Source organism: Spiroplasma monobiae MQ-1, assembly GCF_002865545.1.
GTDB classification, from domain to species: Bacteria; Bacillota_I; Bacilli_A; order Mycoplasmatales; family Mycoplasmataceae; genus Spiroplasma_A; species Spiroplasma_A monobiae.
On sequence record NZ_CP025543.1, the window covers coordinates 439,211 to 459,359 of the forward strand.

The window sequence follows — 20,149 nt, forward strand, 5'->3', positions numbered from 1 at the left end:
GCAACCATAATGGTAAAATCATATTTAAGAGGGAAAAATATGAAAATAGCAGCTTTTAATATTATAGATAGTATAGAAGAATCTGATATAAATGATTTCAAACAATCAGTGGAGTTCTTTCAAGGCAAAGGATTTAATGTTTTAGTTCCAAATGATTCCTACACAGAAAACAAAGAGCAAGAAATTAAAGAGGACTTTGAAAGACTTATCGATAGAAAGCCGTTAATAGCAATTCCAACATTTTGTAAAAAGAATGAAATTAACTTTATAAAAAAAGTTAATTGAAAAAAAATATCAAAGTCACAAACTATTTTTTGTGGTAATTCTTTTGTAACTCCTTTTTTAAATTCGATTATAAAATTTACCAACAATACAGTTTTGTATGGTCCAAACTTTATAAGTAACTTTAATTTAGATTCTAAAGAAACTATTTACATTGATCTAATTCAAAAATCTACAAAACAAAATAAGTTAGAAGAACTAAACACTCAGAGTGCAAAGTTTTTTGGTAAAAAAGTAGTAAAGGGAAATTTAGTTGGAGGAGAAATAAATTCATATATAGAAATGTATTCAACTGGATACATCAATAAGGTATCTAAAAAAGATGTTCTATTGATTGATGGTATATTTGAAACCAAAAAAGATGTAGAAGAAGTAATTGAAAAATTAACTAAATTAAAAATAATAAATAAATTAAAAGCAATAATTATTTGTGAATCTGTAATGGAAAATCAAGAATTATTAGAAAGTTTCTTGCTTGGGTTTAAGAAAATAGCAAAAGCAAATTTGGTTGCGGGTATAAAAGGTATGATGTCTGAAGATATTGAAATAGTTAAATTGAATAGGGAAGTAATTATAGATTTTAAAAATAATAAAATTACACAATAGCATTAACTTTAGATAGAACGTTGGGAAGTCTTGAATAAAGTTTATTATAAAAATTTAATATGATGAAGTCACTTAATAATTTTAATCACTTCTATAATTTTTCTTTTTTGAGGATTATATTTATGTGTATTTAAGGAATTTTGATATATAAAAGAAAAACCAAATGGTTTTAAACTCAAATATTTTGTTAATTTTGATGTATTAATGAGTTTCTTTTCTGTGCAAGTAAACATAATGACTATATTTTGGTTAATATTTTATGTAATAAATCACAATAAAAGAAAATATGGAATATCGAGCGACAATTTTAGAATGGTTATAATGAATTGGAACTTAATAGTATTTATAATATTTTGATCAGGAATTATATATTATTTAAATTTAAGTGAAGATGATGTATTACAATACACAAAGGGTCAAGCAATATGCACATTGGTCACTCATTTTATAGCTCCTTTAAGTTTATTATTGTTATATTTTTTTACAATGGGAAATGAACTTTATAAATACAGTGATTTATATAAGAAAAGTGGTATCTATTTAACAATACTCTATCCTTTTTTGTATATGATTTATATATATTTAAGAGGTGAGATGTATATGAAAGATGGTTGAATTGAACCTGCTTGACCGTATCCTTTTTTAGATTTTTCAAATCCGTTTATAGGAACTTCAACAATTCTTTATATGTTATTGCTTACTGTAGTATTTACAGTTTGAATTATCTTACATCATGTATTTTTACTATTTTTAAATAATACTTTATTTAAGTCTTTTCATAAAAAAATAAAGCATAATCAATAAACCTATAAAAACTTAAAAAAATAGTGTATAATATTGATAAATACATTTTGGAGGGATTTAAAAATGGAGAAAAAAATTTATAATTTAAAAAAATCTAGTTTAGGAAAAGTTACATTTTCAGATGGTACATCATTTTGTTTAATTCAAGGAAAAGGTGACAATGGTCAAACTTTTAGAGATGTTTTAATAGTTAGATCAGCTGAAGAAGCTATTAAAAAATTTCCACAATGATCATCAGAAGTTGTTTATTCAAATATAGCTGATAAATTAGGAACACACAACAAAATTATAGATTGATTAATTGAAAACTGAATGGAAAATGGTATCATTTCATTTAAAAATGAAATGTATGAGAACTTTGGATTTGATGAATTCAAAAATATGGACCCAATTACTTTCATTAAATCAGAACCTGAAATGGTTGCATTAACTTTGGTTCACATTGCAGCCAGATATACAAATGGTTACTTAAAAATGCCAATTAATGATATTGAAATTTCATTAAGATTTATCAAAAACGTATTAACTATTAACTTCTGAGAAGAAGGAAATCCAAAAACTGAAATTCCTCAAATGTAAGAGATTAAATAATCTCTTTTTTTATTTGCTATAATTTAGTTGGTGATAAATATGAAAAAGATGCTCAATCTGATAGCTACCATTACTATGGTAAGTTCTTCAACTTTAGCTGTTACTGCCTGTGGCAATACTGGAGTTGTAACAGGTTTTTATGAAACTGATTATAATAAAGCGTTTAGTTTAGCATTTTATAACGAAGATGGTAATTTTGAAATGCTACCTAATTTAAACAAAAAGGAAAACACAACAGATAACATTGAAATAAATGATTTATTAAAGAGTGATGGAATTAATTTAAAGATAGATTGTGAAAAATATGAATGCGTTTCAAAAAATTCTTTTAAAGGCAAAAGTATATTAAAAACACAATACAAAGAACAAGACCATGAAACACAATATGCTTTTGATGATTTAGCACAGTGATTCTTAATTTCACCAGAATCTAATCAAGATGTTTTCTATGATTATTCAAGTTTGGAGATGAATTTAAATCATTCAAGTACAAATTATTACTTCAATAATAAAAAAGAAGGGGATGAATTAATACTTTGATCCCAACAAAATTCAATGATTATTAAAGATAACAGTAAAACATTAGAAAATATTTTTTTGATGTTTGATAGTGATATAAAACTTGATTTGAATACATTAACTTATTTTTTAGGTGCAAATAGCAACTCAAAAATTGAAAAAAATACTTTAAATTTGATTTTTGAAGTAGATAAAGAAAGTGAAATTGATGAAGAGATTTTTAAAGTACAAAACTTCTTTGAACATTACCAAAGTGATCTAAATTTTTCTAAAAAAGAAGAGGGAAATAAATTTGAATCAAATAATTTAAAAAACTTTTTAATGGGGAATGATCTAATTGAAAATATTACTATAGAGTTCACCATTGATGGTGACAGGGGTGTTGAATAATGAAAAAGTTTCTTACAATACTTTCTAGTTTTTTAATTGCACCATCATTTTCTACACTGACTGTTGCGTGTGACCCTATAGAATCTATTCCTTCAAAAAGTTATCAAGGAACAACAAAGGAAATAAATGTATTATTCAATAACGATAATGGAGATGTTATAAAACCTTATGACTTGAATTATTTATTTTTTATAAACGATTCATGAGAACACTTTGGATTTGAATCATCTTTATCTTCAAATAAGATTGATAATCCAAATATAGTAAGTGATGATAATGAATTTATAAATATTTTAAATGAAATTTATAAATCAAAAACTCCAAATGATTTTACAGGAATGACAATTGTTGTTGAGAATATATTTGTAAATTCAATTGATGTAAAAGTTGATGGAGAGAATTACGAAACAACATTGCAATCAGATCTTGCTTTAACAATTAAAAAAGGTTGAAAAGAACAAGGGAAAATATTAGCTTCTATTAATAATTCCCCAAATCCTCTCAATAAAGAAGAAACCTTTTCCTTTATTAATAAAATAATTGAAGGTATAGGTTTTGGATTAAAAGTTAGTGATAAAAAGATAGATGGGGCATATCAAATAATTGGAAATATTGAAAATAATCAAAAAGAGAGATTTATTTCAAGATTATCATCTAGCACTTTATCTAAAATGAATTTAAACTTAGATGGCAAAATTATTTTTTCTGGAAATAAGACAATGACAATTGATGGGGTTGAATATAAATTTGTATAAAAAAAAATAATGTCTAAGCATTATTTTTTTTGAATAAATCACTATTTTTATAAATTATAGAGATAAGTTCAATTTTTCCTCTTAACTCTTCACTTATCATAATACCTTTGTTGAAAACTATTATTTTTGATCTCTCATTTAAGTTTTCTACATCAATATCTTCCATTTCTTTTTCATCAATTTCCTCACCAATTACATTAGAAAAGAAGTGTTCGATAATTTCGCTAGCTTCTTTCTTTTTATCAAAGTCCGCATCACTTTCAAGTATCTTCATTTCTTCTTCATAAAATTCACTGTGTTTTGGATTTTCTAAATTCCATCTTCTTATTTTATCCAAACTCTTTTGTAAGTTGTTATCCAGAATATAAATTAGGTCTTCATATTCTATATCTTCAATAGCGGTATCTTCTCCAAGTTTGCTCGCCAATATTTCTATTACATTTAGAGACTTTTCTAAGTTTTTTGTAATATTGTTGATTTGCATTTTCATAATTAATTCAGTAATTTTCTCTTGAATATTATCAGGATTTTTTTGAATTGTTTCAATGAGTTCCAATTGCGCTGCGTCTCCAGCGCTTTTTAAATCCTCTTTTCCATCAACATTCAAACTGTATTTTGAAATAAATTTTTTTATTTCATTGTAGTTACTAATACTTTCAATGTCAGCTTTTACTTTGTTTAAAATGTAAGATGTAACATTAACATCTGGTTTAAAATCACCAAAACCTTGATCGTTATCTTCTAAAAAACCATTTCTAAAAATATCAATTTTCTCATTAATAAATTTTTTAAATCAATCTGTTGAAATTTCATCAATGTATTGTTTAAAATTCTTCTTGTTTTGCATTTAAATCACCTTTAGAAATATAATATCTTATATTCACTCATTTTTGTACTTAAAAATATGATATTATCTAACTAAAGTAGGTATTAATATGAAAAGAAATTCAATACAAATTATTGATGATGGATTCTTTTTATTAAATGAAAATCAAAATTTTAGATTTGACAGAGAAACTTCTAAAAAAATATTAGAAAACATTCAATTCCCAATTATTGTATTAGACACAGAGTTTTTTAATCACTCTCATGATAATGGAAATAATGACAAAAAATTGTATAGTGATTCTAATAAGGACTTAGTTTATGTTATTCAATATTCATTTGCCAAATCATTAAAAGAGATTTCTAATAGAGATAATAAAAAGGCTATCAAATCAATTACAATTAAGCGTAACTTTAATGATAAAACTTATGATTTTTTTGATCAATATTCAAAAATGATTATTTCTTTTTTGAATATGTGCAGAAACAAAGAGATAAGAACCATTGTTTGTGCTGGAGCTAGCAATGATATTAAAATAATTAATCAATGAATTAATGAAAACAAAAAGCTATTTGCACGAAAAACTTTAAAAATGGCTTTTTATAATAAAGAAACAAAAGAGTTAAATGCCAATTACTTTGACATATATGATATCTTAGAAAAAACATTTTCATTTTCAAACACAACTAAAACGGGTGAAGAATTTTGAAAAAGAGAGAACTTGCCAAAAGGTAAACAAAGTGATGAAATGATAGCTTTAACTGGAACCAAAAAATTCTTTGACTGATTTGAAGAGATAAATCAAAACCTTTTAAAAGACGAAAAAGAAGATATTTATACAATGTGTTGTAATGCTTATTCATTTTTTTCAAAAGATGTAAACGCAAAAATTGATTTTGAAACATACAAAAATATGAACAAAAATGTTAAAAGGGTTATTGATCATTGTTATAATGATGTGCTTAAGGTTTTAGAATTTTTATCATTTGTATATGAATTTACTCATGTACCTTATTCAAAAAATAGTTACATTAAGAAATATTAAACTTATCAAAAACATATAATTCAATAAAATTGGTATAATTATATTATCAATTAGAGGTGAGAAGATGGCAAATAAAAAAGGTAACAATTTTTTACTATTAAACTACTTCAAACCCTCAATTTATCTTGAAAGTTATAGCAAGGTTAACTTAGCTTCTCTAAAAAATAGTGGTATAAAACTTGTTATGTGTGATATGGATAACACACTAATAGGATGAAATGAAAGAATACCTTCTCCAGATGTAATAAACTTTATTAAAAATGTTTATTCTCAAAATATGGAGTTTGTACTTTTTTCAAACAACATTAGAAGTAGGGTTGAGAACTTTGCCAAAAAAGCAGGGATTAAAAATTACTTTTGAGATTGCAAAAAACCACTTCTTGGTAAAATGAAAGTTGTTAAAAGACTTTTTAATTACAAAGAAGAAGAAATGATTTTAATAGGTGATCAACTTGTAACCGATGTATTAGTTGCCAATAGAGCTCATATAAAGAGTATCTTAGTATCACCTTTAAGTAGAAACAAAGAAGAGAGTAAAACGGTTCAATTCTTTGAAAAATTTATATCAAAAAAACTATCACAAAAGAACATCTTACATGAAGGGTTCTATAACGAAGGGGAAATAGGGGGCAATTATGAAATTCTCTAATAACGATAAAATAAATGAAATTGAAAAACAAATAGAAGAACTTGAAGATCAAGCTTTACAAATGAATGCAGCAGCAGAACCGGTTATAAAAGTTAAGCAGAAAAATAAAGTTACTTTAACAGAGGCTAAACCAGGGGTGGGAAATACTACAAACTTTAATTCAACAGGTCCTAAAAAGTGTATTGGTTGTGGAAGAGAACTTCAAACTGTTGATGACAGACTACCTGGATTTAGTTTAAATATTGAAAAACAAGATTTGTGTTTAAGATGTTTTAAAATAAAATATTACAACAAACTTGTTGAACAAGAAATAAATGACCAAGACTTTATTAATATTATTGATGAAATTAATTCAACAAGTAAAAAAATTAGATATTACTATGTTGTAGATATTTTTGATTTACCAGGAAGTAGATTAACTTGATTGGAACAATTAATTTCCAAAAAAGAAGTTATTATTGTTGTGAATAAAATAGATTTATTCCCTAAATCAGTTAAAAAAACAAAAATATTTAATTATGTTAAAAAGTTCTTTTCAGATTCACCAATACGTGATTCAAAAATATTACTTACAAGTTCAATTAAGCAAGATTATGTTTATGCACTTGTAAATGAACTTAAATCAGTTGAATATGATCAATATATTGTTGGTATTTCAAATGCTGGTAAATCAAGTTTGATGAATGCATGTTTAAAATTAAATCAGCAAATACCTTCAATTGTTACTTCTAAATATGTAAATACTACTTTAGATAAAATCAAAATTAACTTTACAGAAAAAAACTTTGTATATGACACACCAGGACTTGTAAAGCACAATCACATCGCTATAGCAACAGCTCCTAGTTACTGAGACTTCTTCTTTTTCCAAAAAGAAATTAAACAAGTTACTTATCAATTAAATCAAGGTCAATCAATATTTTATGGAGGACTTGCTTGATTTACATTTGAAGAGGGTCAAGCTTATAACGAAAAGAATGGTAAAGAGGCTAAAACAGGTTTCCATTTATATGTAAACAAGCAATTACCATTGCATAGAACAAAAGCTGAAAATGCACAAAGATACTTTAAAAAGAATCGTCACTCACTAGCTCCAAGATTATTGGACAAAGATATAGATTTTGAAACTCATACATTTAGTTATGATAAAGAAAAGAAAGTGGATATCCACATTTCTGGATTAGGCTGAATTAATTTTAAATCTTATGATGGTATGAAATTATCAGTTACTGTTCCAAAAACTGAATATGGTGTAAAAGTAAGCGAATTAGAAGCTCTAATTTAATACGCAAAAGCAATCATAAGGGTTGCTTTTTTTTTTTTTTTTTGTAAAAATAAAAATATACGGGGATGAGTATGAAGAAATTAGTTATAGGTTTACTTTGCATAGCAACCACAATGCCTTTTTTGGCATATACAGTTTCTTGCGGTGATAATTACAAAAATTACGGTATTGATTTAGCTTCAATTAAAGACTATGATTGAAGTTCTGAAGAACCATATTATAAAGGTCATGAAAATAATCTAAAATGAGATTTACCAAATGAAGCACAAGAAAGTGTTTTAAAAGTTAGTGAAGTCAACAATTATTTGGACTATAAAAACTTTAACACAGGTTTTAAAACTTACAATGAAGTTTTAAAACAATCACCAACTGGTGTTCCATTGAACTCAAAATTTTTGCCTAATGGTAGCAGAAAGAAAAATATGATGGAAATAAGTCGACAAGAAATTTTTGATGAGGTAAACAGTATCTTGGACTGAAATTACAATAACGATATTGATGCCAAGTACAATAAGTCAAGAATTGATTTACAAAAAACCACAAAAACAGCATCTAAGTGAGTTGAATCACAAGATCCGACTGTAAAAGAAATGAATATGCCAGTTATTATTAATAGCACCTCTAAAGAAAACACAATAATTGGTAAAAAAAGATCTTACAATAGGAGTTTTAATAATTATCAATACAATGATGTTATGGTTAGTTGAGCTGGTGCTATTGATGAAGGTATAATTGTGCCTCCTGGTAAAAATGAAGTTGAAAAGGCTCATATTAATGGGACAAAAATATTAGGTAATATATTTTTGGATGGTTATCACGGACTTAAAAAATCACACTTAAGAGATTTTTTAAAACAAGACTCTCAAGGCAACTACTTGATTATAGATGTTTTAATAAATATGGTTGTTGATTTAGGCTTTGACGGTTGGTTTTGAAATAATGAACCAAATGGATATTTTCAAGATGGTTATATACTAAAATATTCTATTGTAATAGAAATGATGAAGCAATGGAATGATAAAATAAAAAAATCTAACGATCCAAAAGTTAATGAATTAATTTTATTTACATATAAAAATAATGGAAGTTTGGAAATTGATAAAAATGGAAATCCAATAAGTAGCGAATCAACAGAGTTACAAAAGAATAGTGATAAATTTTTAAGTGATTTTGGAGTTACACCAAATAACTCAGAAAAATATTTAGATAAAGAAAATAAGTGAGATGAATCTAAAGAAATATATAACATGTATAACCTAGGTGGTTGAATTAATAGTGAGATATTCTATAACAAAGATAGAATTGGTAGAAGAGATTTGAGAGATTTAGTTTATTACCACTTAGATGAAAATTGTAACAAATATGAAGATAACATAGCTAAAGAAAAAGCTGATAAGAATGAAAATAAATGAAAATATGATACTTCAAAAACTATAAATTCTTTAGCAATTTTTGCTTCTCACACTTCAAGCGATCTTGCCGAAATGGAAATGAATGAAATTGGAAAAGATAGAAATTCTGATACCTATGGACTTGCAAAACAAAATTATTATGATGACATGATATATACGGGTCACAACAGACAACTATCAGATGAAGATTTTGGTTCAGTCTCATATGATCCAAAAACTTTTCACAAAGACAGTAGTTATGGTGTTGGAAACATAGTTCAAGAGAAAACGGTTTTAAATGACTTTAATGAATCATTTTTTACAAATTTTTCAACTGGTAATGGAGATAAATTTGTCACTTTAAATAATAGTGATGGTTATCAAAAAAGAATAGTTGAAGATAATTATACTTGAAGTAACACGAACATTGCAGATGTGCAACCAACATATAAATGAATGGTTAATATTTTGGAAAATAATGGGAAAATCTCTTCAGTGGATTCAGAAAAGATATCTGGATATTATGACTATAAAGATCCATATCTAAAAGGAAATTCAATAGCTTTAGGAAGCGGGATCGAAAAAGATGGGTCCATAGCTAAAGCCGAATTTGAAAAAGATGCAACTTATGATTGAATGATAATGGGAACTAATTATACAAAAAATCAATCATTGGATATTTCTATGATTATAAAAAGTGATAGTGATGATATTAGTCCTTCAATAATTATTGAAGGCATAGATGGTAATGCAAAAAGTTTGGCAACCAATTCAAAAGATCTTGGTGATGGTTGAAAAGAAATTAGTGCTACATTAGAACCAAATGAAACAGTTGCAAAAATAGGTCTTAGATTTAAAGCAACTAATTCTAAAATGAAAGTAAATGTGGGTCAATTTTCAATTAATAAAAATAAATTAACAAAGGAAAATGATTTAACAAAAAGCATAGAAGCAAAATCAGAATTAGTTATTGAAAGAAACAATGAATATAAAAATATAAGAATAAACTTTAAAGATTTATTCAAAGAAAATGACATTTATTCTTATTACGAAGTTTATTATGAAGATAAAAATAACCTTTACAGAGTTGGTGAAACTAATTCAAACAATTATTTTGTAAAAAATATACCAATCGAGACAAATAATTTGTATATTAAAATTCAAAACAATGCTACAAATAAAATGGAGTGGGTTAAATTGAAGATTGGAGTATAAAACAATGTTAGAAATTAAAAATTTAACAAAAACAATAGGTAAAAATAAAATAATAAAAAATATTAATATAAAAATTAAAAAAGGTGAATGTGTAGGAATACTTGGTTCAAATGGAGCTGGTAAAACTACTCTAATGGAACTTATCGTTGGACAAATAAAACCAACAAGTGGTGAAATTCTTATAGATGGTGAAAAGAATACTTATAAAAAAGTTGGAATTCAATTTCAAGAGGGTAGTTGACCAATGGGGGTTAATTCAAAAATTTTAATTAAATTCTTTAAATCTAATTGATTTAAAGAAACAGACGAAATCACTAAAGAACTTATTAAAATTTTTGAAATAGAAGAAATACTTAAAAAGGATTTGAATAACCTTAGTGGAGGTCAAAAACAAAGAATAAATACATTTTTGGCTGTAATTAACAATCCCGAATATATATTTTTAGATGAGATGGTAACTGGTTTAGATTTAAAGATGCAACTAAAATTATTAGCTTTCTTTAAAAAATTAAAAAGTGAAGGAAAAACTATCATTGTAATTTCACATATTCCAGAAGAAGTTGAAGAACTTTGTGACAGAGTAATAATTTTAAAAAAAGGCGAAATATACATTGATAAAACAACTAGTGAGATTATTAAAACTAATGGCAGTGTAAGAAAACTTTTAATTGACTATTATGATAGTGAGGACAAAGAATATGCAAAAAAAATACAGCGATAAATTTCTAAAATTTAATAAGAATTTTGCAAATAATTTTTTATTAATTTCTGGATCAGTTTTAAAAAATTTCAGAACATATGTATATTTATTCTTTATTCCAATTTGTTTCATGGCTGTTTTTTCTTGATTTACTGGTGGAAGTGATTCAAATTTTAGACCACCTCAATTATTTTTATTTATGATGATTCCAACTTATGCAATAGTATTTTTAGTCAATATTTCTATTTCGGAATGAAAAAATTCAGTATTTTTAAAAAGAATACACAGTGCTGGTATTTCAAAAATTGAGTTTCTAGCTAGTATATGAATATTTAATTTTATAGCTGGATTTATAGCTTTTCTTTTTGGATTACTTACAATTTATATACTTGGTTTCTTTTATGTAAAACCAGCTGAGGAATCTATATCAACAATGTTGGGATTAATTAGCTTTTCTGAGTGATTAGGGATATTATATGCAATAAGTTTAAATATAATTATTTCAATATCGATTGGCACAATTATTAGCGGACTTGTTAGAAGTGTATCTTTATCACAAAGTATAAGCATCATAGTTATAATGGCTTGCATAGTTTTTTCAGATAATCTTTTATCAATAAGTTTGATGTCAGTTAATGAGGGACTTGTTATTTTTAGTTACTTTTTCCCTCAAAAACATACTGTTTGAATTGGTTTGATTTCAGCATCTTCAGGACAAGTTGGTTGAGTTGTTGAAAATCCAGATAGACTAGTAATTAGTTTTGATTTTAATTTACTTTTAGTTTCATTTACAGGACTTTTTTATACAATGATATTAATTATAGCTGCTTACTTTTCTTTTGGTTGAAATAACAAAAAATAATAAACATTTTTAATTAAAATCTATAATTTGGTTAATAAAAGTGTTATATTTATATTAAATATGTTTATGGAGGTTCTAGATGAAATTGGTATTGGCTATTGAAATTGGTGTAAATTCATCAAAAGTTGGACTAGTTAATCAATATGGGGATTTACAAGCTAAATTTTCTGTTGATCATGACATAAATAATCTTATTTCAAACTTATATAACAAAATAATAGATGGTTTAGAAGCTATTGGAATAAATTATGAAGAAGAAATTGACAAAATAGGTCTAGCAATGGGTGGTTACATTGACCACATGTTGGGAATAGTTAGATATTCCGCTAATTTAGACTTAAAAAACTACAACATAAAACAAATTGCAGAAGAGTTATTCAAGAAACCTATTTTTGTAATAAATGATGCTAATGCAAGTGCTTTAGGAGAATTTTGAACTGGTGTTGCAAAACAATATGACTCAATTATCTTTTACTGATTAGATGGTGGTATTGGTGGGGCTATAATTACAGAAGGTAAATTAGCTCCAGGATCAAGAGGTTTTGCAGGAGAATTTGGTCATGGTGGAGGAGTATTTCAAAACAAATACCCTTGTCCTTGTGGTCTTGAAGGGTGTATTGAACCAATGTCTTCAATGCCTGGAATTGAAAATCATTTTAGAACTACATTTAAAAGTAAGAAAAATCATCCAGCAAGCGATTTCTTCAATAACCCCGAAACAGTTACTTTTAAAGAAATTGTTGAGGCCTATGAAGAAAAAGGTTATCCTTATGAAATAACTGATTTATTATCAGAAGCTTTAGAACCATTGGTAATGCACATGGCATCAATGATTAACGCATTGGACCCAGAAGCAATTATTCTAGCTGGTGGTTTAACAGATTTAGATAGTAAATTAATTGAAATAATTGAAACAAACATTAAAAAATACATAATTGAAATGTTTGCAGAAGAATTAACTATTGAAATTGCTGAATTAGGAAATGATTCAACAATGATCGGTAGTGCTTATTACGCATTAAATGATTGAAAAATATTCTAATTTTCAATCATTTTTTTATGAAAGGATATTATTATGGAAAAGTTATTAAAAAGAATTAATGAACTTGCAGCAATCAAAAAACAAAGAGATTTAACCACTGATGAGTTAGAAGAAAGAGTTAAGTTGAGAGAAGAATACATAAAGTTATTTAGAGCAGGTTTTGAACAACAATTGGAAAATACAGTTTTTATTGATGAAGATGGAAATGAAATAAAAAGAAAAACTAAAAATTAACTTTTAGTTTTTTTTCTTTTTTTAAAGTTTTTTAACTCTTATAGGTGTAAAATTATATTTGGAATTTAAGGGGAAAGAAAATATGAAAAAATTATTAGGACTTTTAGCAGCTACAGGTTTAGTTGCAACTACAAGTGCTACAGTTGTAGCTTGTGGTGAAAAACAAGAAACAAGTACAACAAGTGTTACATTAAAAGATGGTTCACTAGAAGCAAACATTAAATTAGTTAATGCAGAAATGCTTGATGGTGGAACAATTACGGTTACTGGTAATGTTGGAAATTTAAATGTAGACTTAAACAACAAAACAGTTAAAGATGGTAAATTCTTGACAACTATTTCAATAGAACAAGCAAATTTACCAAAATTAGAAGATATTAATGAAGTATTAACATTTACTTACGTTGCACCAATCGAAGGTGGAGCAACAAAAAGCGAAACAATTACTTTTGAAGTTAATGTTAAAGTTATAGCTAAAAAAGATCAATTAAGTACAGTTATCACAACTACTGATTTAGGTGAATTAGAAGATAACAGTCAAGAAACAATTACAGAAGCAATTAATGCCAAAAATGTAAATGCATCAGGTAAATACGAATTGTCTAACATAACTCAAAAAGGCGCTATTGCTACAGGTATTGGTACTTTTGAAGGTAAAGTTAATTTATCATTCACAGTTCAAAGTGAAGAAAACAAAACATATGACATAAGTTTAGACAAAACTTCAGTAAATTTAGATTTAAATGGAAATGTTAGTTCAACAATTAAAATAGAGAACTTTTCAGAATTAAAAGATGTTAAAGTTGAATCAAATAATGCAACTATTGCATCAGTTAACCATGCAAACGGGACAATTACAGTTAATGCAAAGGCAGAAGGAACAGCAAACATTACAGTTTCTGCTTCAAATGGTAAGTCAACACAAACAATATCAATTACTGTTGCAGACACAAGAACATATGACATAAGTTTAGACAAAAATTCAGTAAATTTAGATTTAAATGGAAATGTTAGTTCAACAATTAAAATAGAGAACTTTTCAGAATTAAAAGATGTTAAAGTTGAATCAAACAATGCAACTATTGCATCAGTTAACCATGCAAACGGGACAATTACAGTTAATGCTAAAGCAGAAGGAACAGCAAACATTATAGTTTCTGCTTCAAATGGTAAGTCAACACAAACAATATCAATTACTGTTGCAGACACAAGAACATATGACATAAGTTTAGACAAAACTTCAGTAAATTTAGATTTAAATGGAAATGTTAGTTCAACAATTAAAATAGAGAACTTTTCAGAATTAAAAGATGTTAAAGTTGAATCAAAAAATGCAGCTATTGTATCAGTTAACCATGCAAACGGGACAATTACAGTTAATGCTAAAGCAGAAGGAACAGCAAACATTACAGTTTCTGCTTCAAATGGTAAGTCAACACAAACAATATCAATTACTGTTGCAGACACAAGAACATATGACATAAGTTTAGACAAAACTTCAGTAAATTTAGATTTAAATGGAAATGTTAGTTCAACAATTAAAATAGAGAACTTTTCAGAATTAAAAGATGTTAAAGTTGAATCAAAAAATGCAGCTATTGTATCAGTTAACCATGCAAACGGGACAATTACAGTTAATGCTAAAGCAGAAGGAACAGCAAACATTACAGTTTCTGCTTCAAATGGTAAATCAGTAGCTGAGGTTTCAGTTACAATTGTAGATACAACTCCAACTGAACCAGAAGAAACTTTATAATAAAAAATTTACAAAAAACCTTATCAATAAGGTTTTTTTTATTTTTAGAGATATAATAATTTTGAATATAGACGAGGTTTTAAAATAAATGAATAAGAACAACAAAAATTTAAATGCTTTAAGAATGTTAGGAATTGAAGCTGTTAACAAAGCTAATTCAGGCCACCCTGGAATAGTTTTAGGAGCAAGTCCAATAGTATTTACACTTTTTACTAAGTTAATGAACTTAAATCCAAAAAATCCATCTTGATTTAATAGAGATAGATTTGTTTTAAGTGCAGGACATGGTAGTGCACTTTTATATAGTGCTTTACACTTATCTGGTTTTGATCTTTCAATAGAAGATATGAAAAAATTTAGACAATTAAACTCAAAAACACCAGGGCACCCAGAATTTGGTCACACACAAGGTGTTGAAGCAACAACTGGACCTTTAGGTCAAGGTTTTGCTATGGGGGTAGGTATGGCACTTGCTGAAAGTCATTTAGCAGGTAAATACAATACTGAAGAATTTGAAATTGTAGATCACTTTACATATGTGTTGTGTGGAGATGGAGATTTACAAGAAGGTGTTTGTCAAGAAGCAATAAGTTTTGCTGGAAGATATAAACTAAATAAATTAATAGTTTTGCATGATTCAAATGATATTCAATTAGATGCTCCAGTTAATGTTGCACAAAGCGAAGACATTCAAGCTAAATTTAAAGCTGCTGGATGAAACACATTATTAGTAACCAATGGTGAAGATTTAGATGAAATTGAAAAAGCTATTCATACAGCTCAAAATAGTGATAAACCAACTTATATTGAAGTAAAAACAATTATTGGTATTGGAGCAACTAACCAAGGAACTACAAAGGTTCATGGAGCTCCTTTGGGAAATGATATTTCGGCTGTAAAAGAATACTTCAACTGAACCGAAGAAGAATTTACAATTCCAAGTGATGTTTATGAATTTTGAAAAGTAAATGTTTCAAATAGAGGATTTGCTCAAAACGATCAATGAAATAAAATGTTTGAACTTTATGAAAAAGAAAATCCAGAACTTGCAAAACAATTGTTAAATTCTATTAATAAAGAATGAAATATTGATTTAAAAGAGTTAGAAACTTTAAATAAAGGCACAGAACAAGCAACAAGAGTAAGCAGTGGAGAAGTTTTCAACTTATTGAGTAAAAACATTCCTGCAATCATTGGTGGAAGTGCTGACTTATGTGAGTCAACAAAAATCAAAGGTGCTGATGGAAATTATGACTTTGATAATACTCAAGCAAGAAATATTATGTATGGAGTTAGAGAATTTGCTATGAGTGCAATAAATAATGGTATTGCACTTCACGGAGGGTTACTTCCAGTTGCATCAGGATTCTTTGTGTTTGCTGATTACTTAAAACCAGCTTTAAGAATGAGTGCAATAATGAACTTACAAACTCTAAGTGTATTCACTCATGATTCAGTTGCAGTTGGAGAAGATGGTCCAACTCACCAACCAATTGAACAACTTTCAATGTTAAGAAGTATTCCTAACATGAGTGTTTATAGACCTTGTGATATGGCAGAAACAATTGCAAGTTACTACAATGCATTAAATGATAAAAAACATCCAAGTGCAATTATAGCAACTCGTCAAAATTTAAAAGAATTAGACCACTCAAAAAACATTGTTGATGATGTTAAAAAGGGAGCTTATTTAATAAGCGAAACAAAAGAAGCTAATATAACATTAATAGCTACAGGAAGTGAAGTTTCACTTGCATTAGATGTTAAAACTAATTTAGAAAAAAACGGACAAAAAGTAAACGTTGTTTCAATGCCAAATATGAATTTATTCTTAAAACAATCAAAAGAATATCAAGATTCAATAATAAATAAAAACACACAAAGATTTTCTATAGAATTAGGTTCAACTTATGGTTGACATAGATTCTTAGGAGATAATGGAAAAGCATTTGGAATTGATACATTTGGTTACTCTGCACCAGCACAAGATGTTATTGAAGAAATCAAATTTACTTCAAATGAAATTTCAAAAGAGATTTTAACTCAAATCAAATAATAAAAAATATGTTAATATTAAAAAAGTAATTGTTAAAGGAGAATTTATTATGGAAATTGCATGATGAGGAGCACTGTTAATTGCAATAGGTGCAGCTGTAGTTGGTGGTATTATTGGTTTTATAATTACAAGAAAAGTTATCCAAAAACAACTAAGAGATAATCCGCCAATTAACGAAAATCAAATTAGAGCTATGTATAGAAGTATGGGAAGAAAACCAACTGAAACAGATATCAAAAAAACAATGAATGCAGTAAAAAGAGGAAAATAATTTTTAAAGTAATAAATAAAAAAATTTTATTCGACAAAAATTATTTTTTTTTTTTTTTTTACAAATTTCATATATAATCATTTAGGAATTTAACAACAACTTATCAACTATAAAAGAAATACAGAAAAAATAAATAGGTAGGTGGACATAACATGATACAAGTATTCACTTGTGATGAATTTAAAAGAGTAAATGCATTCTTAATGCATAATAAAGACAAAAAAGCTATCTTGTTTGATACAGGATACTTTGCATATAAAGATATAATTAAATTTGTAGAAGAAAATCAAATTCAAATTACAGATATTTTTATAACACATGGACACTTCGCTCATTTCTATGGAATAAATGAGATATGTAAAAGTCAAAACAATCCTAATGTTTTTGTGGGAAAAGAGGATTTATTAAATCTATTTGATCCAACAAAAAACATGAGCGACTTTTTTGAAGGTGTTGAAAAATATATAGCAAGCCCAATAAAAAATTTAAAAGTTATTTCAGCAGAAACAACTGTTGAGCTAAATGGATATAATGTAAATATTTATAAGAAAGATTCTCATACTGAGGGTTCATTGATGTTTTCAATCCCTGAGAGAAAACTAATCTTTACAGGAGATTTTATTCTGAAAGATGAAAGTTATTTAATTGATGGAATTATGCAATTACAAGATGAGAAAGAAAAAAATGCTAAGCAAATATTTAATTGATTAATTAGCAGTTTTGATGAAGATTATTCTATTTTTTCAGGACACTATCATTTTGGTTTCAAAATCAAAAATATTCTTGAAGACAAAGAAGCTGAATTATTAAGAAAATATATTGAAAAAAAATAGGCTATAAATTAAAAACTCTCTTATGGGAGTTTTTTTAATAAAATTTATTTTCATGAAAAATAAAAGCACTACTCATTTGCAGTGCTTTTATTTTTATTATTTTCTTTTTTAGTTTTTTCTGTTTTAGCTGTTTTTACTTTAGTTTCACTTTTAGATTTTCTTTCTTTTAAGAAGGCTGGTTCAGTACCCTTTATTAAACGTTGAATGTTTTGTCAGTGTCTTGCCAATAATATAATCATAGAAATTGTTGTTATTAAATTAATAATTAGGAAACTATCGAAAACTCCCGATTCATTTATAGTGTGGTATTTATTAAATCAAACAGCAGAGTAACTTCCAGTTGCATAAATTGTTGCAAACCCAGATCCATCAATATCAAATGAACTTAATCCCGAAATTTGAGGAACTCACATTAATATTGCTGTAACTATTGCAGCAAAGATTGACCCAATACTTACTTTTCTTGTAACAAGAACAAGTGTTAGTCAAGTTGCAAACATTACAAGTCCCATTAAGTAATTTATTGTAAACATTAAACCAATGAAACAACTAACAGCTTTTCCGCCTTTGAATTTGTAGTATATTGGTCAACAGTGACCAATTAGTGCAAATAATCCAGGAACCAATAATAATGTTCCTTGGAAAATAGGGGTAGGTATTTGACTTAACCCTAAAGCTATAGAACTTGCTAGAATAATTTTTAAGGCATCAAATATCATGATAGCAACCCCTCATTTTTTACCTATTATTCTACTTGCGTTTGTTGCTCCAGCATTTTTACTTCCTTCATCTCTTACATCTTTTTTTGTTTTTAATTTAACAATTGTAATTGAGAAAGAAAAACTACCTATTAAGTAAGCTATAACAGAAGCAATTGCCGTTCCAGCCAACATCTCTCATCAGTTCATATCTTAGTACTCCTTTGTTTAAAACACATTAATAATCATACTATAAAGTTGTAGCAATATGCAAGAAAATAGGTTAAAATAAATTAATAACACTTCGTGAAAAGTCAATTATAATGGGGGTTTTTAACAATGAAACTAATTGAGAAAATAAATTTGAAAAAAATAATATTCAGTTTATATAAGAAAGACTTAAGTGGATTAATTAATAATAATGAATTTAAATTGGATAATGATCAAAAAGATGAATTAATTGCTTTAGGTCAAACTGATGAATGCAAAACTTTATTTGAAGGTATTAATAACTTTTTTGAAAAAAACATAAACAGTGAACAATTGGAATTAAGTCTTATGCTAACATTGATCTTACAAAGATACAATTACTTTTATAAGACAGAAATACTTTGAAACGAATATTGTAGTAAATATGAAAACTTAGTTGAAAAAGATCCGGGACAGTTCTTTTTAACTTATATAAGTGATTTTTTTGATGCTCAAATCAATTTGTATAATAAAAGTTATTCAGATATAGTTGAAGATTTTAATATAGAAAAATGAAATGAAAAATTTTCAAAAGATATTAATAAACTTGTTAATAACATTGATAATTCAAAAGATTTTCAAGATAAGCTACAAAATTGTGAAAAAATGATATTCTTCTTACAAGATACCAAGAATATTTACTCGAGTTTAGAATCTGTTGGGGTCGAAAATGAAAAGCAACAATTTTTAGCTCACACTAATGAATTAAAAATAATATTTCAATCATTAAATCACTTAGTAAATGAAATATTAAAACAGTTAATAGCTGTTTAAAAGAGGTAATGATATGTTTGAAAAATATGCAAAAATGTCTAAAAATGAATTAGAAAAAGAACTTTTAAGAATTGAAGATAGTTACAAAGAGCTTTTAAATGAGGAAAAGAAAATAGATAGAAAAATAAAAAGAAACCTATGATTGTGATTTATTTTTCCATTCTTTGGTTTGTTTATCTATGGTATTCATTTGAAAAAAAGAAGAGAAAGCGATAAAAATTATTACACAATCAAAGCAAAGAAAAAAGATCTTATTTATGTTGAATTAGAAATTCAGTTCTTAAAATCAAAAATAGAAAAAATGTAATATTAATTG

At 26.6% G+C, this 20,149-nt stretch carries 21 protein-coding genes; 19 read left to right on the top strand and 2 right to left on the bottom strand.

The genetic code is table 4. The features are described 5' to 3' along the window. The first annotated feature begins 39 nt into the window (after positions 1–39). From SMONO_RS02085 to SMONO_RS02105, 5 genes are all read left to right on the top strand, one after another. Positions 40–888, top strand: coding sequence for a S66 peptidase family protein (locus tag SMONO_RS02085; protein ID WP_158637896.1), 849 nt, complete (start codon positions 40–42; stop codon positions 886–888). Positions 889–1,209: 321 nt separating this feature from the next. After that, positions 1,210–1,692, top strand: coding sequence for a hypothetical protein (locus tag SMONO_RS04295; protein WP_169918212.1), 483 nt, complete (start codon positions 1,210–1,212; stop codon positions 1,690–1,692). A gap of 63 nt (positions 1,693–1,755) precedes the next feature. After that, positions 1,756–2,271, top strand: a complete 516-nt coding sequence (locus tag SMONO_RS02095) for a hypothetical protein (RefSeq protein ID WP_101780705.1) — start codon at positions 1,756–1,758, stop codon at positions 2,269–2,271. 51 nt (positions 2,272–2,322) lie between these two features. Continuing rightward, positions 2,323–3,192, top strand: a complete 870-nt coding sequence (locus SMONO_RS02100) for a hypothetical protein (protein ID WP_101780706.1) — start codon at positions 2,323–2,325, stop codon at positions 3,190–3,192. Beyond that, complete coding sequence (locus SMONO_RS02105) at positions 3,192–3,947, top strand: hypothetical protein (protein ID WP_101780707.1); 756 nt, start codon at positions 3,192–3,194, stop codon at positions 3,945–3,947. Before SMONO_RS02100 ends, SMONO_RS02105 begins: the two co-directional genes overlap by 1 nt. A gap of 13 nt (positions 3,948–3,960) precedes the next feature. On the opposite strand, the gene SMONO_RS02110 is transcribed toward SMONO_RS02105, so the two are convergent. Beyond that, positions 3,961–4,794 (bottom strand): hypothetical protein, encoded by an 834-nt coding sequence (locus SMONO_RS02110; RefSeq protein ID WP_101780708.1) that lies wholly within the window; start codon positions 4,792–4,794, stop codon positions 3,961–3,963. Positions 4,795–4,882: 88 nt separating this feature from the next. On the opposite strand from SMONO_RS02110, the gene SMONO_RS02115 reads away from it, so the two are divergent. From SMONO_RS02115 to SMONO_RS02170, 12 genes are all read left to right on the top strand, one after another. Beyond that, positions 4,883–5,818 (top strand): hypothetical protein, encoded by a 936-nt coding sequence (locus SMONO_RS02115; protein ID WP_101780709.1) that lies wholly within the window; start codon positions 4,883–4,885, stop codon positions 5,816–5,818. Between the two features lie 64 nt (positions 5,819–5,882). Then, positions 5,883–6,467: a YqeG family HAD IIIA-type phosphatase gene (locus SMONO_RS02120; RefSeq protein WP_101780710.1), complete on the top strand. Its 585-nt coding sequence runs from the start codon at positions 5,883–5,885 to the stop codon at positions 6,465–6,467. Next, on the top strand, positions 6,454–7,752 hold the full coding sequence (gene yqeH, locus SMONO_RS02125) for a ribosome biogenesis GTPase YqeH (RefSeq protein WP_101780711.1): 1,299 nt from the start codon (positions 6,454–6,456) through the stop codon (positions 7,750–7,752). Before SMONO_RS02120 ends, yqeH begins: the two co-directional genes overlap by 14 nt. A 71-nt stretch (positions 7,753–7,823) precedes the next feature. Next, entirely contained in the window at positions 7,824–10,358 is a 2,535-nt protein-coding gene (locus SMONO_RS02130) for an endo-beta-N-acetylglucosaminidase (protein WP_158637897.1), read from the top strand. A 4-nt stretch (positions 10,359–10,362) separates the two neighbouring features. Beyond that, positions 10,363–11,079 (top strand): ATP-binding cassette domain-containing protein, encoded by a 717-nt coding sequence (locus SMONO_RS02135; protein ID WP_101780713.1) that lies wholly within the window; start codon positions 10,363–10,365, stop codon positions 11,077–11,079. Then, positions 11,057–11,920 carry a hypothetical protein gene (locus SMONO_RS02140; protein WP_101780714.1) on the top strand — a complete coding sequence of 288 codons (864 nt, stop codon included), beginning with the start codon at positions 11,057–11,059 and terminating at the stop codon, positions 11,918–11,920. Before SMONO_RS02135 ends, SMONO_RS02140 begins: the two co-directional genes overlap by 23 nt. 79 nt (positions 11,921–11,999) lie before the next feature. Further along, positions 12,000–12,962, top strand: coding sequence for an ROK family protein (locus SMONO_RS02145; RefSeq protein ID WP_101780715.1), 963 nt, complete (start codon positions 12,000–12,002; stop codon positions 12,960–12,962). A gap of 33 nt (positions 12,963–12,995) precedes the next feature. Next, positions 12,996–13,196, top strand: a complete 201-nt coding sequence (locus tag SMONO_RS02150) for a DUF896 domain-containing protein (protein WP_101780716.1) — start codon at positions 12,996–12,998, stop codon at positions 13,194–13,196. Between the two features lie 82 nt (positions 13,197–13,278). Next, positions 13,279–14,952, top strand: a complete 1,674-nt coding sequence (locus SMONO_RS02155; RefSeq protein WP_101780717.1) for an Ig-like domain-containing protein — start codon at positions 13,279–13,281, stop codon at positions 14,950–14,952. A gap of 88 nt (positions 14,953–15,040) precedes the next feature. Then, positions 15,041–17,008, top strand: coding sequence for a transketolase (tkt, locus tag SMONO_RS02160; protein ID WP_101780718.1), 1,968 nt, complete (start codon positions 15,041–15,043; stop codon positions 17,006–17,008). 49 nt (positions 17,009–17,057) lie between these two features. Continuing rightward, positions 17,058–17,279 carry a YneF family protein gene (locus tag SMONO_RS02165; RefSeq protein ID WP_169918213.1) on the top strand — a complete coding sequence of 74 codons (222 nt, stop codon included), beginning with the start codon at positions 17,058–17,060 and terminating at the stop codon, positions 17,277–17,279. Between the two features lie 152 nt (positions 17,280–17,431). After that, the gene (locus SMONO_RS02170) at positions 17,432–18,112 is read left to right on the top strand and encodes an MBL fold metallo-hydrolase (protein WP_101780719.1); all 681 of its coding nucleotides are present in this window, start codon (positions 17,432–17,434) and stop codon (positions 18,110–18,112) included. 68 nt (positions 18,113–18,180) lie between these two features. Here SMONO_RS02170 and plsY read toward each other — a convergent pair whose 3' ends face one another. Beyond that, positions 18,181–19,020, bottom strand: a complete 840-nt coding sequence (gene plsY, locus SMONO_RS02175) for a glycerol-3-phosphate 1-O-acyltransferase PlsY (RefSeq protein WP_101780720.1) — start codon at positions 19,018–19,020, stop codon at positions 18,181–18,183. 129 nt (positions 19,021–19,149) lie between these two features. Here plsY and SMONO_RS02180 point away from each other — a divergent pair, with 129 nt between their 5' ends. Together SMONO_RS02180 and SMONO_RS02185 are read left to right on the top strand one after the other, a co-directional pair. Next, positions 19,150–19,833, top strand: coding sequence for a hypothetical protein (locus SMONO_RS02180; RefSeq protein WP_101780721.1), 684 nt, complete (start codon positions 19,150–19,152; stop codon positions 19,831–19,833). Between the two features lie 13 nt (positions 19,834–19,846). Continuing rightward, a complete protein-coding gene (locus SMONO_RS02185) occupies positions 19,847–20,140 on the top strand; it encodes a hypothetical protein (RefSeq protein WP_101780722.1) in 294 nt (97 codons plus the stop codon). The last annotated feature ends 9 nt before the right edge of the window (positions 20,141–20,149 follow it).